Here is a 20,016-nt window from a genome sequence, read left to right as displayed (position 1 = left end):
CACTTCCCTTTCTTTAGTTGATCGGAGCGCATCAGCGTGAATGAAAGGCGCGAGGTATTCGCCAGCTAGCGCAATCTCTGGTTGATTTTCGCTTCAGTATCCTCCCGAACAGCTTCCCGCTCGTAGGTCTCTGTCAGCTTCATGAGCAGCTCGGAAGCCACGTACGGCGACGACATCCGGATCTGTTGCGCCCACTTTCTGTATTTGTCGGCCAGTTGGCGTTCCTGGTCCCCGCCGGGACCTCGCGTATGCGCCCCTCGCGAGTTGTACACGCCGGTATGCGCTCCGCGCATCACGTCCTCGGACTGGATATCTTCCATCACAGTCCTCACCGCTTCACAAGGCCAGGCGCCGTCCGTGCCGATTGGTGCCGAGGAAAGCAGTTCTCCGATGACGATGTCGGCGATTTCGATGCGCGACAGCTCGGCGCAGGACTTTCGTACGGTTTCGGTCCACTTCGCCAAGCGCTCGGGATCAACGCCCCCGTGTTCGTCGCTTCCAGGAATCCTTTTCAGTGCTTGTATGAGCTTGAATCCCCGTTCAGCCATGGGTTTAGCCTTTTCTGCTTCAACTCTGAATTCAGGAGGGTCTTCAGCTCGGTCCTTGCGCTTGTACGTCCAGACAATGGCTTGGACCAGTACTTCAGGGTGGTTCTCGATGTAGCGCTCGAGGTTCGGGATTGCGGACTCGGCGCGCCGGTCCCATGCACGGTCAAGCACGTCTAGATACGCGAATTCGAGGCCGGCCTTCTGTTCGAGCGACAGTTCGGAAGTCCTATTGATGCATTCGAAGGCCCTTTCGACGTAGTAGTGTTCGAGCAGGTATTCACCCGCCTTGTCGTCGCCGTCCTGTGCCATGACCGTTAGAAGTTGGAACAACGTGCGGACCGGCAGTTTTTCGGGTTGATCCTTGACGAGCGCGAACGCGGCGCGTGGGCGCCGGGCCCTCATGAGCATGTCGACCGCCTTCGCCATCTCCGCAGGGACGTCCCGCAGCCACCCGGGAGCGACCTCCTTCCAGTACCGCGCTTCAACCTCCTCTCCGTATGAGAACACCAGCGACCAAATGGCTTCGCCGAAAGGCGCGAGCGCCAGGAAGTGAGCCGCGTTCTCGGGGCCTATCGCGGCAATGGAAGACCTTAGGAATGCTTCGCGGTTTTGGTCGCTGGACACCACTCCTAAAATGCCTTGGATCAGCCATTCCGACGCACGGGCCGCAGGCTCGCTCTCATCCCTTTTCTGAAAGGCCAAGGTGACGAGCGCGAGCAGTTCTTGCTCGTCGAGCACACGCTCGGCCGCAACGGCGCCGATGGTTCCCGATGCTCCGCTACCGATTGCCGTGTCGAGTAAGCCAGCGATGCCATACTGTCCGTGGATTTCTTTCAGCGCATCGGCCCGCTGTTTGCGGATCCGCGTCTCGCGCGCTTCATAGTCAATATTCTGGATGTCTTCGAGTTCGTCGGCAGACTCGTCGATCCAGGTGCCCTTGAAAAGCCACGCGTGCTTGTCGAGGAGGTTGCTCGGTTCGAGCGCGGCATAGATGTGCTTTGCTGCGGCTGCTACGCGGGATTTCTTACCGCTTTTCTTCGCGCGCAGCGTTGCGACACGGGATAACGTCGAGACTCGAATCTTCTCGCGTAACGCAATCTTGTCGTTGTCGCTTGCGGTCTTCGCCCATGACTCGACCAGCGCCCATACGCGATCCTGGTCGGGATCCGTCAGGTCAGGGAGGCGGTCGATCAGGTCGGACAGCATCGAAACGGAGTAGTGTGCCTGGGATAAGGCTAACTCGATCATTGTGCCCGCGAACTCTAATATCGGCCCCCACGTCGGAAACGGCTCACCATGGCCGTATCCGTCCGGGCGCCACGTCGGCTTGTGGCTATAGTCCCCGACCTGATGATGATTGCCGAACTGCGCGACGCAAAGAGTCCAGGCGACGTCCGGGAACCTGTCGAACAGGACCTTCACCAATGCCAAGCGCTCTTCATTATTGGCTGCGGTTTGGGGCATCCAGGATCGGAATATCGCTGCTAGCGAATGCGCCGGCTTGTTGACCCAGTTGTCGTTGATCTCGATCTGCGCGAGACGTGCGAGGATCATCACCGTACGGGGAAGCGTCTCCGGATTCCATGCAAGCCCTTCCAGCGCCCAGAGCAGTCCGGTGCGGCTGGGGCTTCCGAACATGCCGGACCCGGCAGGGCGAAGGAGGCCGAAAACTGCCGGACTGCTCGTCTTCAGGTCGCGCTCAATGATCGAGAGGAACTCGGTCGGCGCCGCTTCGGCGTAGAGCGGCAGGTCTCTGTCGTTGGCTTCAAGGATGCGCGTGGTGAGGGGATCGTTGTTAAGCAGGTCGCACACTACCAAGGCCGCCTCGGCCTCCGTGTCGATCCCCAGCCGAGCCTTGAAAAGGCCCGCGCCGTGAACGGCCAGTAGGACGAGCGTTTCCGAAATACCTTGACGGAATGCTGGGGAGAATTCCCGGGTTTTTCCGTGGATGGATGCGGCCCATCGCTGCTCTTCGGCGAGATCCAGGGATGGATCGTCCTCGCTCAGCACCATCCGGGCGACGTCGAAGTACCTCTTCAGGTCATCGCGGGTCACATACCGAGCGATGGCGTAGAGCAGGTCGATCTTCGAAACGACCCCGCGATATGTCCCGATGGACCAGAGCGGTGAGTCGTTCAGTTGGATCAGGCGTTGACAATCCTTTTCCAGCGCTTCGTACGTGCGGTCGCCTGCCAGAAGGGACAGCCCTGCTTTGTCGGTTTCGTTGAGCGCGTGCCACGCGCCTACCAGCATGAAGGCGATTAGGTTCTCCGGGGCGTGTTGCTGCGTTGCCCAAACCGGCACTCGCACTGCCTCGAGGGTCGCGAGACGGCGGCGCAGAACGGTCAGCGAGCATCCCGACTCGTTTGCGAGACTCTTGACCTCGTCCCGCTTCTTGCCGATGCCTTTAAGCGCGGAATCGAATGTTTCGAAACTGACGGGTTCGAGAACGATGTCTGGTTCTGCGTTAACAGAGTTCCTAGGGTACACCACGATGGAGTGCATCTGTTCAGCGTACGGCGCGAGTTCAACTTCGACCTCGCGCGAGTGCACTACTGGAATGAACGGCCTCGTCCCGCCTGCAAGTTTCGGCAAGACACCGGCTTTATCGAAAACCAGTATCTGGTACCGATATGGTTCCAGTTCGGCACTTCCTTCGGGGCCAAAGCACTGGGCAACGAAGGCCAGCGCTTCGTCGGTGGAGTCTGCTGCGACCACGATTGGACGTGTGGGCGCCTTTGCGAGGCGGGAAACGAGCTTGCGCTTCGCGTCCTCGATTGCCGAACTGAACAGCGAGCCGGGCAGCGGCGGAGTCGCCACGTTCGCCCAGTCTATCCAGCACTTGTCGAGCGAGCGTACATCCTGCGCAGGGGAGCCAGTCTCGTTGGCAAACCATGCCTGTCCGGGCAGCGACTGTTCCACCCACTGTTCCAGGTCGCTGGAGTCGTAGGCCCGGACATCCCTCCAGGAACCATCTCTCTTCTTTTCAGCAACCCAAGCGTTCTTGCCGGCCCATCTGCGGGGAGTGACGAAAACGAATTCCATTGATGCCCTGTCGTTTGCATCAGTTGCGGCTACGCATTTCTTGTAATCCTTGTCCGCCTTCGCCTTTGGATCCTCGTTGGTGCCGAACTCCCAACCCGAGTAGCCAGCTGGCACCCAAGGAGTTCCCTCATTCGCCACGATTCGACCGTCCCAGCCGGCGCGCTGGGAGTCGTCGTTACCAGGGAAATCCACTTCCGTAAGCCCGCTGCCTGTCGAATGGACCAAGGTCCTCAGGAATACAGCAAACCTGCTGCGAGCGGCGATGTTGTGCAAAGCCCAGTTCTCAATGTCATTCGCCTTGATTGCCAGGAACGGGGGGGCATACGTTTTCGCGTTCGTCGGAACGCTCTTCTGCTTAGCCTTGAAAGCGTCGTACCGAGCCTGCATTTCGAGCAGATCTTTCCTGGGGAATCCGAATGCCTTCTCGATGCGAATCGCCATATCGGCAGTGAGGGACGCTTTCCCGTTGAGCAGATTGGAAAGAGCTGGACGTCCGACGCCAATTAGCTCAGCGGCTTTTGTCACGGACATTTTCGCCGGGAAAATCTCTGTCTTGATGCGCTCGCCAGGATGGCGGACTTCGCTGGTGTCCATATGCTTTCCACGGCTAATTGTTGCCTGTTGGCCAATGACTGCAACCATATCGTATTGTGTAGCGCTACACAATACGATTCATGGTGCTGTTTTGCGTTGGGGCCAACCAGCGATGGGTGAGCAACTTGGCCGGATAATCGGTCAGCGAGCATGACCCAATCAGTGGCTGCCGCTAATCGCGAGGCGGACCCGCCTGCCAGAGTTTGTGGACGTCCACTTAGGCCGATCAGCACTCATTCAGCCTCGATACTGTACGGCCGCTGCACCCAGAAGCCTGCCGCAGAGCACCCAGATGTCGAACGTCTCATGTGGGTCGCTACGGAAGTTCGCCGGTCAAGGCGATCCCGTTGCGCGCGCTTCCGATGGACTCCCAGGTTCGGCCATTGAGCGTCATCGGTTCTCATCGTCGCCCGAACACCCAGAGGCCGGCTCACCCCGGTAAAGCGCCGTGGCATTTCGCGAAGATTCGAGGACACTGGCTTCGGGCCGCCGCGAACGGTTGCGTCGCGGTTGCGCGCTGATCGCGATAATCGTCCCGGTATCTTCGGGGATTCTCCGGTTGTCCTCCACAACGCCTACTACGGGAAGGTCAGGTCACGCGGCGTTCCAGGTTACGGAACACTGGGCCTGATGCTCAGTTATCCGCTTGGTCCGCATTTGAGTCTTCTCTTGCTGGACGACGTTTGTTATCGCGTGAAGCGAGCCCGCCGGTTTAAATCCAGCCCTACATTAAGGACACGCGATGTAGCTGGTCCTGTGATCGGCGTGAACCGTATCTGTGCGTCATTGCAACGCACTGCGAACGCTATAAAAATCGTCGTCCGATAGGGAATCGCCTGAAAAATTGTGCACCGCACACCAAATTTCCGCATTCCCGCAGACCTTAGCGTGCGCCCATGCCACCCAAAATTTTTCTTTGACAAACACTCTTAAGATATATATCTTACGACATGTTTTAAGATACTCAGAGAAGGAGGCCTCATGCGCCACCATCACGCTTTCGGCTATTTCTGGCGTCACGGCTCCGCCGGCCGCGCCTGTTTCGACCCTTTCGCAGACGACGATCGCTCCGGCGTCCGCTTCGCCATGCGCCATCCCATGCACGCGCTGCGCTACGCCATGGGCCGCCATCGCGGCGGCGGCCCCGGTGATTTCGGCGAAGGCTTTGGCCGGGGTTTCGGCGGCTTCGGTGAAAATGGCGACGGCTTTGGCCGCGGTCGCAAGTTCACGTCAGAGGATTTGCAGTTGATGCTGCTCGTGCTGCTCGCCGAGCGCCCGAGCCACGGCTATGAACTCATCAAGGCGCTCGATGCGCGTTCGAACGGCTTCTACAGCCCGAGCCCCGGCATGGTCTACCCGGCGCTCACCTACCTCGAAGAACTCGGCTACGTTAGCGTCACGCTCGAAGGCAATCGTAAGCGCTACGAACTATCGGAAGAAGGCCGTGCGTACCTGGATGCCAATCGCGAACGCGCCGACCTGATCCTCGCGAAGCTCACGCATTTCGGCCGCAAGATGGAAGTCATGCGCCGCGCGCTCGCGGGCGAGGATCCCGCCGAAGGCACCGGCTGGGTGCGCGAGCTGATCGAAGCGCGCCGCGCGCTCAAGCACGCGCTGCTGCGCCGCACGGACGTCTCGCCCGACGAGCAGCGCCGCATCGCGGCCATCCTCGCGCGCGCCACCCGCGAAATCGAAAACGGCGAGGAAGGCGGCGACGCTTGAGCCCGGCTCATCGCCCGTCACCCCATCGCCCTATCGCACCATCGGAGTCACTGATGCAAAACCCAAGCCCCCTTGAAGTCGTCCGCGTGCGACATCCGTTGAAGTTTCGCCTGCTGCGCGTCGCGCGCGTCACGGCGTTGTCGCCCGCGCTGGTGCGCGTGACGCTCACCGGCGATCTGAGCGACTTCGTGTCGGCGTCGTTCGACGATCACCTGAAAGTGTTTTTCCCGCCAGAGGGCGCCGAAACACCCGTACTGCCGAGTGCCGGACCCGACGGCATCGCCTTTCCCGAAGGCGTCGAGCGCCCGGCCGCGCGCGATTACACGCCGCGCCGCTTCGACACCGCCGCCGGCGAACTCGACCTCGAGTTCGCGCTGCACGAAGCAGGCCCGGCCACGGCATGGGCAGCGCAGGCGCAGCCCGGCCAGTACCTGGGCGTGGGCGGTCCGCGCGGCTCGATGGTGATCCCCACGGGCTACGACTGGCATCTCCTGATTGGCGACGAGACAGCGCTGCCGGCGATTCAGCGCCGCCTGACCGAGTTGCCCGCTGGTGCGCGCGTGGCAGTCATCGTGGCGGTGGAGAACCGCGCGGCGCGCATCGCCCTGCCGACCGAAGCCGATCTTTATGCCGTCTGGTGCTATCGTGAGGAATCCGAATCGGATCAGCCGCTCGTCGATGCCGTGCGCGAAGTCTGGCTGCCGCCTGGCGACGGCTACGTGTGGGCGGCCGGCGAAGCCTCGGAAATTCGCGCCGTGCGCGCGCATCTGTGCAACGAACGCGGAGTCGACAAGAAGCGCATTCGCGCGTCAGCGTACTGGCGGCGCGGGGCGCAAGCGACGCATGAAGCGATTGAGGATTGAGTGATTTTCGGGGCCCGAAACAACAACGCGCGACGAACCTCCCAGTCCGCCGCGCGTCGCCCATTCAAATCCGCTGGCTCTAACGAGCCAAACACAACCCTCGCAAACTCACCCCACCCGCTTCCCCCTGCGCGAGCGCACCGCCTGCGCTAGCGACTCCAGCACCGGCTGCGTCTGCGCCCAGCTAATGCATGCATCGGTAATCGACACCCCGCGCTTGAGCGGCACGCCCGGCTCGAGGTCCTGGCGCCCTTCTTCCAGATGGCTCTCGATCATCACGCCCACGATGCGCGAATCGCCGCCCGCCAGCTGCGCGCCGATATCGCGCGCCACCTCGATCTGGCGCTGGTGCTGCTTGCTCGAATTCGCGTGCGAGCAATCGATCATGACCTGCTCGCGCAGCCCGGCCTTCGCGAGCGCCGCCGCGCACGCCGCCACCGACGCCGCGTCGTAGTTCGGCCCGCTCTTGCCGCCGCGCAGAATCACGTGGCAATCGTTGTTGCCGCGCGTCTCGAAGATCGCGGCCATGCCCATTTTCGTCATGCCCATGAACGCGTGGCTCGCGCGCGCCGCGACGATGGCGTCCGCGGCAATCTGCACGCCGCCGTCCGTGCCGTTCTTGAAGCCGATCGGGCAGGACAGCCCCGAAGCCAGTTGCCGATGGCTCTGGCTTTCCGTCGTGCGCGCGCCAATCGCGCCCCACGCTACGAGGTCGGCAATGTATTGCGGGCTCAGCAGGTCGAGAAATTCGGTGCCGGTGGGCAGCCCGAGCGCGTTGATGTCGAGCAGCAACTGGCGCGCGGCGCGCAGCCCTTCGTTGATGCGGAAGCTGCCGTCGAGGCGCGGGTCGTTGATATAGCCCTTCCAGCCCACCGTCGTGCGCGGCTTCTCGAAGTACACGCGCATGACCACCAGCAGATCGTCCTTGAGGCGGTCGGCTTCTTCCTTTAGCAGCTTCGCGTACTCGATGGCCTGGTCGTGGTCATGAATCGAGCAGGGCCCGACCACCACCACCACGCGGTCGTCGCGCTGCGCAAGCACTTCGCCGATCTGCGCGCGGCTGGTTTCCACGAGCGTCTGCGTGGCCTGCGGCACGGGCAGTTCGTCGAGCAGCAGCGCGGGAGAGATGAGCGGGCGCACCGCGCCGATGCGGGTGTCGTCAATGCGGGTGGTGTCTTCGGTGGCGTCGGCGAAACCGACTTCCTGGTCGTGCTGCGGATTGTCGATGCGGCTCAAGATTTTCTCCGGCATACATAGGCGCGCGGCTCAGGCGCCGCGCGAAGGACAAGCCGCGATTATCGCACTGGCCGCGCAAACAGCCGGCATCCTGGAATGAATCCGCCGGGCCGAGCGGCCCGGCGCGGCCTCAATGCGCCTGCCCGCCCATCGGATAGCCCTTGCCGGCAAGCCGCCGGGCGATGCGCACGAGCGCGAGCCACTGCTGGGCGATCAGTCCTTCGCCGTAGTTCAGCCCACGCCCTTGCGGTGCGGGCAATTGCTCGCGGATGCCCGTGGGTTCGAGCGCCTTGTTCCACGAGGCGGTGCGGAACATCATGTCCCACCACGGAAACAGCACGCCGAAATTGCAGCCATAGCGCGTGCCCTCATGGCCATAGCCCACCGCATGATGGCGGCGATGGAATGCCGGGCTCACGAGAATGCGCTCCACCAGCCAGCCAAATTCGAGCCGCGCGTTCACGTGCTGCACGCTTTGCAGGAAGTTGCTCACGGCGATCAGTACGACGAATTGCGCGGGCGGCACGCCGATGAACAGCGAAATGCCCGCGAAGAACGCAGCCTGCACGATGTCGTCGATGAAATGATTGCGATCGTCGCACCAGAGCGACATCTGCTGCTGGCTGTGGTGCACTGCGTGCAACTCCCACCACACGCCGAAGCGATGCTGCCAGCGGTGATACCAGTAGCCCGCGAAATCGAGCGCGACCAGATAGATCAGGAACGATACGAACGGCTTGTCGGTCACGCCGGGCCAGAGGCTGTCCACGTCGATGTTCGGCACGTTGTGGATCGCCATCAGGCTCTGCCAGTGATTGAACAGCGGCGTGAGCATGAAGAAGAACGCGATGTTCAAAATGCCGAGCTTGGCGATCCACGTGTACCAGACGTCGGCGCGCAGCGCCTTGCGGTCGCCCCACGCCTCCGCCGGGCGCAGCGCTTCGAGCGGACGCAGCAGCAGATACGACGCGCAAATCTGCAGCACGCCCACGATCACCCAGTAGAGCGCGTCGTAGGTGTCCTCGTCGTAGCCCATCAGGCCGACCTTGTAGAAGAGCGGCTGCACCACGTCCACGAACACGAGCGTCTGCAGCGTCGACACGAGGTTGTCGGCTTGCGCCAGCAGCGTATCAAGCATCTCGGAAGACCTCGCTCGTCAATCGGGGTTCGGCGCGTACACGGGCGCGCTGTTCGCGAAGTAGATGCCGTGCGGCGAGCGGCCCACGGGAATCGTGTCGATCAGCTTGTTCGTCGTGAGGTCGATGATGCCGACGTGCTTCGCGAAGCGGAACGTGACCCACAAATAACGCTTGTCGGCGGACAGCTGCATGTCGTCGGGGCCGGGACGCAGGCCCGTGATGTCGGCGACCTTGGTAAGCGTGGTGTAGTCGAGAATGCTGATAGTGCTTTCCACGCGGTTCGACACGGCCACGTGCTTGCCGTCGTCGAGATTGCGGAAGTTGTGCGCGCCGCGCCCCGTTTGAATCCGCTTCACGACCGCGCGGTTGCGCCAGTCCACCACGGCCACGTCGTCCTCGCCCGTCATGCCGACCAGCAGGTATTTGTCGCCGGGCGTCATCCACAGGCCGGCGGGCGTTTTGCCCACGGGCAGCTTCCACAGCACGCTCTGCGTCGCCAGGTCGATCGCGGCCACTTCTCCGGTGTCCTGCAGCGTCACGAACGCAATCTTGCTGTCCGAGGTGAAGTTGATGTGGCTGGGCGTCTTCGCGAGCGGAATGCGCTTTACGAGCATGACGTCATGGCCGTTGTAGCCGTAGATGTCCACGCGGTCGAGACGCAGGCCCGCCGTGACGAACCACTTGTGATCGGGCGAGAAGCCGAGCTGGTACGGGTCTTCGATGCCCTCCACGCGACGCTGCACCTTGCCGGTGTGGGGGTCGAGGAACATCAGGTCGTTCGAGACCGAATCGGCCACGATGAGCGACTGGCCATCGGGCGTGATCATCAGGTGATGCGGTTCCTTGCCGGTGGGCTCGGTGCCGACCACAGTGCGGCTATTCTGGTCGATGAGCGAGAGCTTCGCTTCGCCCGAGTCGAGCACGATGACTTTGTCGTTGCTGCTAGCGGCGCCGCCTGCATGTGCGAGTGCGCTGAAGGCGAGCGAGCCAAGGAACACCGCCGCTGCAACGCGGTTCCTGGTAGGGGTAAAAATCGGGAAGTGAGGCATTTCGTAAGGAAGTAAGCCGGCAGGATTAAACCGGTGAAAGCACGCGCGGCGCCGGTTTGTGCTGAGATAGATGCTGGCGCGCCGCAAAGCGGGCGAAAGCCAGTTGAAATCCCGATCGAATCCACACAAACCAGCGGGCAGCGAAACCGGCGCACAGGACATTACCTTAACGCACCAGGGTGGCTTTGCGATGACGCGCGCGGGCCCCAAAACGGCTTTTTTAAGCGCTATTTGCCGGCTGCGCGCTGCTTCGGCCCCTGCTTTGGCCCCTGAACGACGGGCCCTTCACCCTCGACGAGGTGTTCATGCTCCATCGCACCCGCGAAGACAGCCTGCATGAACCGCCGGGCGGACTCTCCGAGCGCACGGCGCGCAAGGTGCGCGAGGCGCTCGAAGGACGCCGGCGCGGCGCCGCGCTGCTGCTGCCGCTCGCGGGGCCGGCCGTGATCGTCTCCGTGGCCTACATGGACCCCGGCAACTTCGCGACCAATATCCAGGCGGGCGCGCGCTACGGCTATGCGCTGCTGTGGGTCGTGCTGCTCGCGAATCTCGTCGCCATGCTGTTCCAGGCGCTCTCCGCGAAGCTCGGCATCGTCACCGGCTGCAATCTCGCGCAACTGTGCCGCGCGCACCTTCCCGCGCCGCTCGTCTGGCTCATGTGGATCGTGAGCGAGATCGCCGCCATGGCCACCGACCTCGCCGAATTCCTCGGCGGTGCGATCGGGCTCGCGCTCCTGCTACATCTGCCGCTCATCGCGGGCATGGCCATCACCGCGCTCGTCACCTATGCGCTGCTGTTCTTCGAGCGCGCGGGCTTTCGCCCGCTCGAACTCGTGATCGGCGCGCTCGTGGGCGTGATCGGCTTGTGCTATCTGCTCGAGCTTTTCATCGCGCCCGTCGACTGGCGCGGCGTGTTCGGGCACCTGGCCACGCCGCGCCTGCCCGACGCGCAAGCCGTAACGATCGCCGTGGGCATCGTGGGCGCGACGGTCATGCCGCACGCGCTGTTTCTGCACTCCGGCCTCACCCAGGCACGCGTGCGCCCCCGCGACGCGCACGAATGCACGCGCCTGTTGCGCTTCTCGAACATCGAGGTCTTGATCGCACTGTCGTTTGCCGGGCTGATCAACATGGCGATGGTCATCATGGCCGCGGCGGCATTCCACCTGGGCCACGCCGACGTCGCCGAAATCGGCACCGCCTGGCACACGCTCGCGCCGCTCTTCGGCATGGCGGCGGCCAGTATTTTTCTCGTATCGCTGATCGCCTCGGGTCTGTCGAGTTCGGTGGTGGGCACGCTCGCGGGCCAGATGATCATGCAGGGTTTCGTGGGCTTCCAGATTCCGCTGTGGCTGCGCCGCGTGGTGACGATGGCGCCGAGCTTCGTGGTGGTGGGCCTCGGCGTGAACGCCACCGAGGCGCTCGTGGCGAGCCAGGTCGTGCTGAGTTTCGCGCTGCCGTTCCCGATGGCCGCGCTGGTCTGGTTCACGAGCCGGCGCGACATCATGGGCGCGTGGCGCAGCGGCCCGGCGCTCGCGTGGCTCGCGGTGCTGGGCGCGGCGGCCGTGCTCGCGCTCAATGCGCTGCTGCTGGCGCAGACCTTCGGCGTGAAAGTGCCTGGGCTGGCGTGATGCAACGCCTCGCGTAAAGCGTCGAGCAGGCATCGCACCTGCGCGTGCGAACCGTTCGCCGACCGCGCGGTCGGTCTGCCAATGCTTGCGCAAAAGTCCGCATCGAACGTGCAAACTCGCGCGAAACGATGCAACATTAGCCTTTTTCACCGCGCCACAACCAAGCGACCCGCCATGACGAATCAGCCTGCCCAAGCCGTGCCCGAACTGCCCGTCGACATGATCATCTTCGGCGGCGGAGGCGACCTGGCCGCGCGCAAACTGCTCCCCGCGCTCTACATGGCGCACCTGCACGGCAACCTGCCGCCCGAGACGCGCATCATCGCGGTGGGCCGCAAGAACTGGTCCATCGACGACTATCGCGCATTCATGGAAGAGCAGTCGCGTCCGTTCATCGACGCCAAGGCCTTCGATGAACAGGCATGGGGCCGCTACCTGGACCTGTTCCAGTACGTGATCATCGACGTGAACGATCCCGGCGATTACGAACGCCTCGCCCAGACCTCTCGCAAGCACGCGCTGCGCGTGTTCTATCTCTCGACGTCGCCTGAACTGTTCATGACGATCTGCGACAACCTCGCGGCCGCGCATCTGCTCGACAAGCACTCGCGCGTCGTGCTGGAAAAGCCGCTCGGCCACGATCTGGCTTCGGCCAAGGAGATCAATGCGTCGGTGGGCCGCCACTTCGCGGAGTCGCAGATCTACCGGATCGACCACTATCTGGGCAAGGAGACGGTGCAGAACCTGATGGTGCTGCGCTTCGGCAATCCGATCTTCGGGCCGCTGTGGCAGGCGCCGTATATCCGCAGCGTGCAGATCACGGTGGCGGAAACGGTGGGCGTGGGCAGCCGCGCGGGCTTCTACGACCACACCGGCGCGCTGCGCGACATGGTGCAGAACCATTTGCTGCAACTGCTGTGCTTCGTGGCGATGGAGCCGCCCGTCTCGCTCAACCCCGATGCGGTGCGCGACGAAAAGCTCAAGGTGTTGCGCTCGCTGCGGCCGATGTCGGTGGCCGACATCGCGCGCGACACGGTGCGCGGGCAGTACGCGGCGGGCGCCGTGGACGGCCAGCCTGTGAAGGGCTACCTCGAAGAAGACAACGTGCCGGCAGGCAGCAAGGCCGAAACTTTCGTGGCACTGCGCGCGCACATCAACAACTGGCGCTGGGCCAACGTGCCGTTTTTCCTGCGCACGGGCAAGCGCATGCAAAAGCGCCAGTCGGAGATCGTGATCGAATTCGCGGACCTGCCCTTCTCGATCTTCCCGAGCGGGCCGCGCAACTACGGCAACCGTCTCGTGATCCAGCTTCAGCCCGAGGAGTCGATCCAGTTGCAGATGCTCGCGAAGGAGCCGGGCAGCGGTATGAACATGCTGCCGGTGAGCCTGAATCTGGATTTGCAGCAGGCCATTCCGGAGCGCCGCGCGGAAGCGTACGAGCGCCTGCTCGTCGATGTGATTCGCGGACGCCTCACGCACTTCATGCGCCGCGACGAACTGGAAGCCGCGTGGGGCTGGGTGGAGCCGATTCTCGATGGCTGGAAGGAACTCAACGACCGGCCGCGCATTTATACGGCGGGGACGTTCGGGCCGGCGGCTTCGTCGGCGCTGCTGGCGCGCGAGGGGATGTCTTGGGCTGAGGAGGCTTGAGCGGGTCACTGACCGACGCGCGGCGCGGTGTGGCGCGGCATCACCCCCGCCCGCGCCGCTCCCCACCATCACGCGCTTGCGCACTCTGCGCGCCCGCGCGGTCGGGGCGGAACAGATCGAGCCCCGCAAAAACCAGCACGCCACTGAGCGCCATCATCGGCACCGAATGCCGGCCCAGATACAGAATCGCGGCAGCGAGCCACGTCGAAGCAAAAAAAGCAGCCATGCGCCGCATGCTGAAACTCCCAAACCCATGATGCGCGAGGCAGCCGCGCCAATGCCCGGTTAACCGAGCGTCGCGCGCACCGTGCGCAACCGGCTCACGGTATCCACGAATGCCTCGCCGCCCAGCGAGCGCTTGATGCGCCCAGTAACCTGCGCGCTCGCGTGATTGAGCGCCTCGCGTATCGAGGTCGCCTGCGCAGTGGGCACGATCGCCACCTCGCGCTGGTCCCCGGCCGTGCGCTGGCGCGCCACGTAGCCGCGCGCCTCGAGCCCGTCGAGCACGCGCGTGGCCGTGGGCCGCGCTATCGAGAGCAGATCCGCTAGCTCGCGCTGCAGCGAGCCGGGCCGATCGAGCACCGCGCGCAGCATGAAACCTTGCGGCGGCGTCAGGCCAAAAGGCTCGAACGCCCCTGTCCACTCGCGCTCGAGCCGCCGTGCGAGCGCCGACGTATTGAAGTAAAGACACTGATCGAACATGACGACAGGATAAACGTCTATCGTTAGCCATGCAATCAATCCGGCACGATAAGTCCCTGATTCAAGCCATTTTCGAACGCTTCCGATGCGAGGTTCGGCTTCGACCGCATCGCCCTTCGCGTCGCAATTAATCCGTTGTACGAATCTTTTAACCTCCCATCCACACGGACCTGACGACCTCATCACAAGTAAACGAACGATCGGACGAATTTCTCGCGAATCCGCTATGATGGGAGCCAATCGACATCGCCTAACCGCCTCACACCACTCCAACGGAGACATCGATGCAGATGCGTTGTTATTGCGTGACCCACCACGGCCAGCCGCTCGAACTCGTCCAGCGCGAGGCGCCGCAACCCACGGGCACCGAAGTGCTCGTGCGCGTGAAAGCGGCGGGACTCTGCCATTCCGACCTGCACATCTGGGAGGGCTATAACGACCTGGGCGGCGGCAAGAAGCTCTCGCTCGCCGACCGCGGCATCAAGCTGCCGCTGACGATGAGCCATGAAATATGCGGCGAAGTGGTCAGCGCGGGTCCCGAGGCCGGCGACGTGAAGGCCGGCACGATGGCGGTGGTGCATCCGTGGATCGGCTGCGGACAATGCGTGGCCTGCCTGCGCGGCGAGGAAAACATCTGCACGAAGCCGCAATCGCTCGGCGTGATGCGCGACGGCGGCTTTGGCGACTATGTGATCGTGCCGCATCCGCGCTATCTGGTCGATCTCGGCGGCCTCGATCCGGTGAAGGCCGCGCCGCTCGCGTGCGCGGGCGTGACCACCTACTCGGCGATCAAGAAGTTCGGCACGCGCATTCATGACGAACCGGTCGTGATCATCGGCGCGGGCGGCCTCGGCATGATGGCCATCGAAGTGCTGAAGGCGCTGGGCGCGAAAGGCGCGATCGTGGTGGACGTGGACGCCGCCAAGCGCGAGGCCGCGCTCAAGGAAGGCGCGCTGGCCGCCATCGACGCGCGCGCCCCCGACGCCGTCGAGCAAGTCGTCAAGGCCACCGGCGGCGGCGCGCGCGCCGTGCTCGATCTCGTGGGCGCGACGCCCACGGTGAGACTCGCGCTCGATGCGTGCACGCGCGGCGGGCATGTGGTGATCGTCGGACTGATGGGCGGCGACATCACGCTCTCGCTGCCGATCATCCCCATGCGGCCACTGAAAATCGAGGGCAGCTATGTGGGCACGCTGCCCGAATTGCGCGAACTGGTCGCGCTGATGCGCGAGGGCAAGATGCAGCCATCGCCGGTGTCGAGCCGGCCGCTCGGCGAAATCAACGCGGCGCTCGAAGCGCTCGCGCGGGGCTTGGTGGTGGGGCGTCAGGTGCTGATACCCTGAAGGCCGCCCGGACGGTTTGCAATAACGAAGTAAGGGGCGCACCAAGCGCCCCGTCTCTCTTCCTGCGATTTATTTCGGATCACCAATCAATTATGGATTAACGCGCGGCATCGCCCAGACGATACGCGGCGCTCGCCTCATCGAGTTGCGTCTTCAGCGCGGGATCGAGCGCGAGGCCGGCGGCGGCGATCGATGCGTCGAGTTGCTCGGGACGGCTCGCGCCAATCAGCACCGATGTCACGAGCGGATTGGCCAGCACCCACGCCACCGACGCGGTCGTGAGCGATTGCCCGGCCTGCCCGACGATGCCGCGCAGCGCTTCGATGGTCTCGAACTCGCGCGCGTGCCAGTAGCGGTCGTGATACATCTTCCCGGCCACACCCACGCTTTGCGTGAAGCGGCCTTCGGCGGGCGCGCTGTTGTGCTGATACTTGCCGGTCAGGAGGCCGCCCGCGAGCGGGTTGTACGGAATCACGGCGAGCCCCTCCTCGCCCGCGAGCGGCAGCAACTCGCGTTCGATCTGGCGGAACAGCAGGTTGTAGCGCGGCTGCACCGAGACGAAACGCGCGCAGCGCAAGACATCGGCGCGGCCAAGCGCGCGGGCGAGGCGGTAAGCGAGGAAATTCGACACGCCGATATAGCGCGCCTTGCCCGCCCGCACAATCGTATCTAACGCTTCGAGCGTTTCGTCGAGCGGCGTGTTCTGGTCGTCGGAGTGTAGCTGGTAGAGATCGACATAGTCGGTGCCGAGCCGGCGCAGCGAGGCGTCGATGGCATCGAGCAGATGCTTGCGCGACGCGCCCTGATCCCACGGCGACGGCCCGACCTTGCCCACCGCCTTGGTCGCCACGATGAAGCGCCCGCGCCGTCCCTTGAGCCAGTGTCCGACGATTTCCTCGGTCCGCCCGGCGTGCGTTTCGCCGCCGCCGAGCGGGTAGACATCGGCGGTATCGATGAAGTTGATCCCCGCGTCGGCGGCCTTGTCGAGAATGAGACGGGACACGTCCTCCCCAGTCTGCAAGCCGAAGGTCATCGTGCCGAGACACAGACGCGAAACAGAAAGGCCGGTTTGGCCAAAACGGCGGTATTCCATCGAATGCTCCTCTTTCTCTCTGGCGGTGCGGTGCGTTGCGATTCGCACCATGCCGGGAAGCATAGCGCGATCGGTCGCAAGCAATCACAAGCGCTAGCGATTCCCCGAATAAGCGGGCCAGGCATGCTCTAATCGCGCCGTTGCCCGCCCGCGGCCTGCCTTAAGCTCGGAGCATCCCATTCTGTTTCTCAGCCCAACGTGCCCCCGACGCCCACCGACGCGCCCCTCCACCCCGACCGCCAGCAGGAAGCAAGCGCACTGAGCGCGCAAGGCCGCTTCGCCGAAGCGCTCGCCGTGCTAGCGCCGCTCGTCGGCGACCACGCGCGCGCGGACGACGCCGCTCTCGCCGACACGCTCCATCTCGCGGCACTGTGCGCACTGGGCGCCGGCACGACGGATATCGCGCAGGCGCTATGGCGGCGCTGCATCGACGCGAATCCCGCGTTCGTGGATGCCTGGCAGGGCCTCGCCGCGACGCTCACCGCGCTCGGCCAGTGGGCCGCCGCCGAGACGCACTGGCGGCAATTGATCGCCATGGCACCCGCTCAAGCGGATGCGCATAGCAACCTCGGCATCGTGCTGCATCGGCTCGGGCGCTTGCAGGAAGCGGAGCTCGCCTGCCGCATGGCGCTCGCCCGCGAGCCGGGACACGTGGATGCGCATTACAACCTCGGCGTGGTTCTGCACGAGGCGGGCCGCCGCGACGAGGCCGAAGCGGCCTGGCGCGCGGCGCTCGCGCACAACCCGCGCCACGCGCGCGCGCACAACAATCTCGGCACACTGCTGCGCGAGCGCGGACAACTCGACGCCGCCGAAGAAGCCTGGCGTCAGGCGCTGCTCGCCGAGCCGCAATACCCCGAGGCGCTGAACAATTACGGCGCGCTGCTCAAGTCGCTCGGCCGGCTTGTCGAGGCGGAACTGGCGTGCCGCCTCGCGATCCAGATACGGCCCGACTATGTCGACGCGCTCAACAATCTCGGCTGCGTGCTCACGGAACTGAAGCGCCAGCCCGAAGCCGAGCGGCTTTTCCGGCAGGCGCTCGCCTTGCGCCCCGACCATGTCGAAGCGCATTACAACCTCGGCGTCGCGCTGCAACAGCTCGAACGCTACCCAGAAGCCGAAACGGCCTGGCGCACGGCCCTGCGGCTCGCCCCGGGGCACGCGCAAACGCTCAACAATCTCGGCTGCATGCTGGGCACGCTAGGCCGCCTGCCTGAAGCGCTCGCGACGCTCCAGCAAGCGCTCGAATGCGACGCTCATCTCGCGCAGGCCCATTTCAACCTCGGCGGCGTATTGAAGGAATTGGGCGCGCTGGACCAAGCCGAAGCCGCGTACCGACGCGCAATCGCGCTCGCGCCCGCTTATGGCGACGCCGTGTTTCGCCTCGCCACGCTGCTGATCGCGATGGGCCGCTACGAGGAAGGCTGGCGCCTCTACGAGCGGCGCTACGAAAACACCGGCTTCGTGCATTTCGCCTCGCGCGCGATGCTGAACTGTGCGCATTGGCAAGGCGAGCCGCTGGCAGGGAAATCGCTGCTGCTATGGCAGGAAGACGGTCTCGGCGACATGCTCCAGTTCGCCCGCTACGCACGCCTCGTCAAGGCGGCGGGCGCGACGCGGGTGGCGTTCGGCTGCGTCGCCGCCCTGCACCGCGTGCTCGCTGGCGTCGAAGGCATCGACACGGTGCTCACCCATGCCGAAGCCGTCGCGCGCGCCGCCGAATTCGACTATTGGGCGAGCCCGCTGAGCATGCCGCTGCATCTCGCCACCACGGTCGACACGACACCGCCGCCAACCCGCTTCGCGCCCGACGCCGAGCGCAAGCACCAATGGGGCGCACGCCTCGCGACGCTGGGCGCCGGCCCGCGCATCGGGCTCGTGTGGAAAGGCAATCCGCAGCATCACAACGACGCCCATCGCTCGATTCCCTCGCTCGCAGCGCTCGCGCCGCTGTGGAGCGTGCCGGGCGTGAAATTCGTGAGTCTGCAAAAAGGCGCGGGAGAAAGCGAAGCGGAAGAGATGCAGGCCGCAGACACTGAAGCACAGCAGCCGATCCTGCATCTGGGCGGAGAAATTACCGATTTCGTGGATACGGCGGCCATCGTCTCACAGCTGGATCTCCTGATCTGCGTGGACACCTCGACGGCCCATCTGGCGGCCTCGCTAGGCACGCCCTGCTGGGTGATGCTGCCGCGCCGCGACGTGGACTGGCGCTGGCTCCATGCGCGCGAGGATTCGCCGTGGTATCCGCACACGGTGCGGCTGTTCCGGCAGGCCATCGACGAAACATGGGGAGCGCCGATCGAGCGCGTGCGGCAGGCGTGCGTGGAGCGGTTCGGCCGATAGCGCCACCCGGGCCCGGCGCGCGCGGGTCAATCCCAGAATCAGTCCCAAATATTGCGGAACGCCACGGCCGCGATCACCGGCACGCACAGCACGAGCGGGATCGCGAAGTAAGGCATCTCCCGGTCGACCTCCCAGCTGTAGATCAGCCAACCCACGCCCGCCGCGAGCGTGAGCAGCCCAACGAGCACGGTTAGCGTATTGAGCAGCCAGGTGGGCGGCTGTTTGCGCTTGTTCGGGTCTTGCGCGGGAGGCGATTTCATCGGGGCTTGAATGCTGCGTTGAGCGCTTGAGTGTCCCGGTCGGGACACCGATAAGGCAATTTTACGCTCGAAGCCTGGCCGCAAGGGAATGGGGACAGGTTCAGACCGGGCGCGCGCGTGAGGCATTTGCGACGCCGGAAAAGAAAAAGCCCGCCTGAGTGGGCGGGCTAAATCCATATCAGGAGGAGACATGGAGGAGACGAAACCATTCTAGGGTTTTCCCTAGGCATTTGCAAGCACTTTTTTGCATTACCCCTGAGGTAATCGATTCGCCTCGTCCTCGGCCCTATCCTCGCTGGCAGTTCCCACCCGTTTGCTACCCGTTTGCTACCCATTTGCCACCGCCCGCGAGGACAGCCATGACAACCTACGCCATCGCCCATCTGCACGAGACTGAACTGTGCGCCGATATCGTCGAGTATCTGGAGAGAATCGACGCCACGCTCGCCCCGTTCGGCGGGCGCTTCATCATCCATGGCGGTCCCGTGGAGCGGCTCGAAGGGAAGTTCAGGGGCAACCTGATCGTGATCGAATTCGACGACCGCAAGCGCGCACGCGCGTGGTACTGCTCGAAGGCCTATCAGGCCATCTTGCCGCTGCGCACGCGGCACGCGAGCGGCGACGTGTTCCTCATCGATCAGGTGGCGCAGCCGCACCGCGCCACCGACGTGCTTGCGGGCGCTCCTATGCCCGCAACCGGCGTCGCCCCTTGATTGCCTGCCGGGGCGATGCGGTCTACGCGACCCGGTCTATCGCGACCCGGTCTACGCGCCCCGGCCCGAACACAAACGCCTG

15 protein-coding genes are annotated in these 20,016 nt (G+C 64.2%); 7 read left to right on the top strand and 8 right to left on the bottom strand.

What is annotated here, in order from left to right; translation table 11 throughout:
* Window positions 1-65: 65 nt before the first annotated feature.
* On the bottom strand, window positions 66-4,187 hold the full coding sequence (locus HV773_RS17065; RefSeq protein WP_175195754.1) for a HigA family addiction module antitoxin: 4,122 nt from the start codon (window positions 4,185-4,187) through the stop codon (window positions 66-68).
* A 981-nt stretch (window positions 4,188-5,168) separates the two neighbouring features.
* On the opposite strand from HV773_RS17065, the gene HV773_RS17060 reads away from it, so the two are divergent.
* Together HV773_RS17060 and HV773_RS17055 are read left to right on the top strand one after the other, a co-directional pair.
* Window positions 5,169-5,909: a PadR family transcriptional regulator gene (locus tag HV773_RS17060; protein ID WP_175195752.1), complete on the top strand. Its 741-nt coding sequence runs from the start codon at window positions 5,169-5,171 to the stop codon at window positions 5,907-5,909.
* Between the two features lie 53 nt (window positions 5,910-5,962).
* A complete protein-coding gene (locus tag HV773_RS17055) occupies window positions 5,963-6,772 on the top strand; it encodes a siderophore-interacting protein (protein ID WP_175195750.1) in 810 nt (269 codons plus the stop codon).
* A gap of 108 nt (window positions 6,773-6,880) precedes the next feature.
* Here HV773_RS17055 and HV773_RS17050 read toward each other — a convergent pair whose 3' ends face one another.
* The 3 genes from HV773_RS17050 to HV773_RS17040 form a co-directional block, all read right to left on the bottom strand.
* Entirely contained in the window at window positions 6,881-8,008 is a 1,128-nt protein-coding gene (locus HV773_RS17050; protein ID WP_246282305.1) for a 3-deoxy-7-phosphoheptulonate synthase, read from the bottom strand.
* Window positions 8,009-8,138: 130 nt separating this feature from the next.
* Entirely contained in the window at window positions 8,139-9,146 is a 1,008-nt protein-coding gene (locus tag HV773_RS17045; protein WP_175195746.1) for a sterol desaturase family protein, read from the bottom strand.
* Between the two features lie 18 nt (window positions 9,147-9,164).
* Entirely contained in the window at window positions 9,165-10,145 is a 981-nt protein-coding gene (locus HV773_RS17040; protein WP_246282304.1) for a YVTN family beta-propeller repeat protein, read from the bottom strand.
* Between the two features lie 356 nt (window positions 10,146-10,501).
* Between HV773_RS17040 and HV773_RS17035 the strand changes: the two genes are divergently transcribed.
* Window positions 10,502-11,827 carry an Nramp family divalent metal transporter gene (locus tag HV773_RS17035; protein WP_175195742.1) on the top strand — a complete coding sequence of 442 codons (1,326 nt, stop codon included), beginning with the start codon at window positions 10,502-10,504 and terminating at the stop codon, window positions 11,825-11,827.
* 174 nt (window positions 11,828-12,001) lie between these two features.
* Window positions 12,002-13,477, top strand: coding sequence for a glucose-6-phosphate dehydrogenase (gene zwf, locus HV773_RS17030; protein ID WP_175195741.1), 1,476 nt, complete (start codon window positions 12,002-12,004; stop codon window positions 13,475-13,477).
* A 40-nt stretch (window positions 13,478-13,517) separates the two neighbouring features.
* Here the strand turns inward: zwf and HV773_RS17025 are convergent, their stop codons facing one another.
* Together HV773_RS17025 and HV773_RS17020 are read right to left on the bottom strand one after the other, a co-directional pair.
* Window positions 13,518-13,703: a hypothetical protein gene (locus HV773_RS17025; protein WP_175195601.1), complete on the bottom strand. Its 186-nt coding sequence runs from the start codon at window positions 13,701-13,703 to the stop codon at window positions 13,518-13,520.
* A 59-nt stretch (window positions 13,704-13,762) separates the two neighbouring features.
* Window positions 13,763-14,179, bottom strand: a complete 417-nt coding sequence (locus HV773_RS17020; protein ID WP_175195739.1) for a MarR family winged helix-turn-helix transcriptional regulator — start codon at window positions 14,177-14,179, stop codon at window positions 13,763-13,765.
* 290 nt (window positions 14,180-14,469) lie between these two features.
* Between HV773_RS17020 and HV773_RS17015 the strand changes: the two genes are divergently transcribed.
* Window positions 14,470-15,522 (top strand): alcohol dehydrogenase, encoded by a 1,053-nt coding sequence (locus HV773_RS17015; protein ID WP_175195823.1) that lies wholly within the window; start codon window positions 14,470-14,472, stop codon window positions 15,520-15,522.
* A gap of 97 nt (window positions 15,523-15,619) precedes the next feature.
* Here HV773_RS17015 and HV773_RS17010 read toward each other — a convergent pair whose 3' ends face one another.
* The gene (locus HV773_RS17010) at window positions 15,620-16,615 is read right to left on the bottom strand and encodes an aldo/keto reductase (RefSeq protein ID WP_175195737.1); all 996 of its coding nucleotides are present in this window, start codon (window positions 16,613-16,615) and stop codon (window positions 15,620-15,622) included.
* A 198-nt stretch (window positions 16,616-16,813) separates the two neighbouring features.
* On the opposite strand from HV773_RS17010, the gene HV773_RS17005 reads away from it, so the two are divergent.
* Window positions 16,814-18,961: a tetratricopeptide repeat protein gene (locus tag HV773_RS17005; RefSeq protein ID WP_175195735.1), complete on the top strand. Its 2,148-nt coding sequence runs from the start codon at window positions 16,814-16,816 to the stop codon at window positions 18,959-18,961.
* Window positions 18,962-18,999: 38 nt separating this feature from the next.
* Here the strand turns inward: HV773_RS17005 and HV773_RS17000 are convergent, their stop codons facing one another.
* Window positions 19,000-19,221 carry a hypothetical protein gene (locus HV773_RS17000; RefSeq protein WP_175195733.1) on the bottom strand — a complete coding sequence of 74 codons (222 nt, stop codon included), beginning with the start codon at window positions 19,219-19,221 and terminating at the stop codon, window positions 19,000-19,002.
* 359 nt (window positions 19,222-19,580) lie between these two features.
* Here HV773_RS17000 and HV773_RS16995 point away from each other — a divergent pair, with 359 nt between their 5' ends.
* Window positions 19,581-19,934, top strand: a complete 354-nt coding sequence (locus HV773_RS16995; RefSeq protein WP_175195731.1) for a DUF1330 domain-containing protein — start codon at window positions 19,581-19,583, stop codon at window positions 19,932-19,934.
* Window positions 19,935-20,016: the final 82 nt, after the last annotated feature.

The organism is Paraburkholderia caffeinitolerans (assembly GCF_902859945.1).
In the GTDB taxonomy this organism is placed as follows: Bacteria; Pseudomonadota; Gammaproteobacteria; order Burkholderiales; family Burkholderiaceae; genus Paraburkholderia; species Paraburkholderia caffeinitolerans.
This window is presented reverse-complemented; position numbering and strand designations above follow the sequence as displayed.

Coding starts and splice junctions, on each gene's coding strand:
- HV773_RS17045 (WP_175195746.1), bottom strand. CDS start 9,146: ATGCTTGATACGCTGCTGGCGCAAGCCGACAACCTCGTGTCGACGCTG.
- HV773_RS17060 (WP_175195752.1), top strand. CDS start 5,169: ATGCGCCACCATCACGCTTTCGGCTATTTCTGGCGTCACGGCTCCGCC.
- HV773_RS17000 (WP_175195733.1), bottom strand. CDS start 19,221: ATGAAATCGCCTCCCGCGCAAGACCCGAACAAGCGCAAACAGCCGCCC.
- zwf (WP_175195741.1), top strand. CDS start 12,002: ATGACGAATCAGCCTGCCCAAGCCGTGCCCGAACTGCCCGTCGACATG.
- HV773_RS17035 (WP_175195742.1), top strand. CDS start 10,502: ATGCTCCATCGCACCCGCGAAGACAGCCTGCATGAACCGCCGGGCGGA.
- HV773_RS17055 (WP_175195750.1), top strand. CDS start 5,963: ATGCAAAACCCAAGCCCCCTTGAAGTCGTCCGCGTGCGACATCCGTTG.
- HV773_RS17015 (WP_175195823.1), top strand. CDS start 14,470: ATGCGTTGTTATTGCGTGACCCACCACGGCCAGCCGCTCGAACTCGTC.
- HV773_RS16995 (WP_175195731.1), top strand. CDS start 19,581: ATGACAACCTACGCCATCGCCCATCTGCACGAGACTGAACTGTGCGCC.
- HV773_RS17010 (WP_175195737.1), bottom strand. CDS start 16,615: ATGGAATACCGCCGTTTTGGCCAAACCGGCCTTTCTGTTTCGCGTCTG.
- HV773_RS17020 (WP_175195739.1), bottom strand. CDS start 14,179: ATGTTCGATCAGTGTCTTTACTTCAATACGTCGGCGCTCGCACGGCGG.
- HV773_RS17065 (WP_175195754.1), bottom strand. CDS start 4,187: ATGGACACCAGCGAAGTCCGCCATCCTGGCGAGCGCATCAAGACAGAG.
- HV773_RS17025 (WP_175195601.1), bottom strand. CDS start 13,703: ATGGCTGCTTTTTTTGCTTCGACGTGGCTCGCTGCCGCGATTCTGTAT.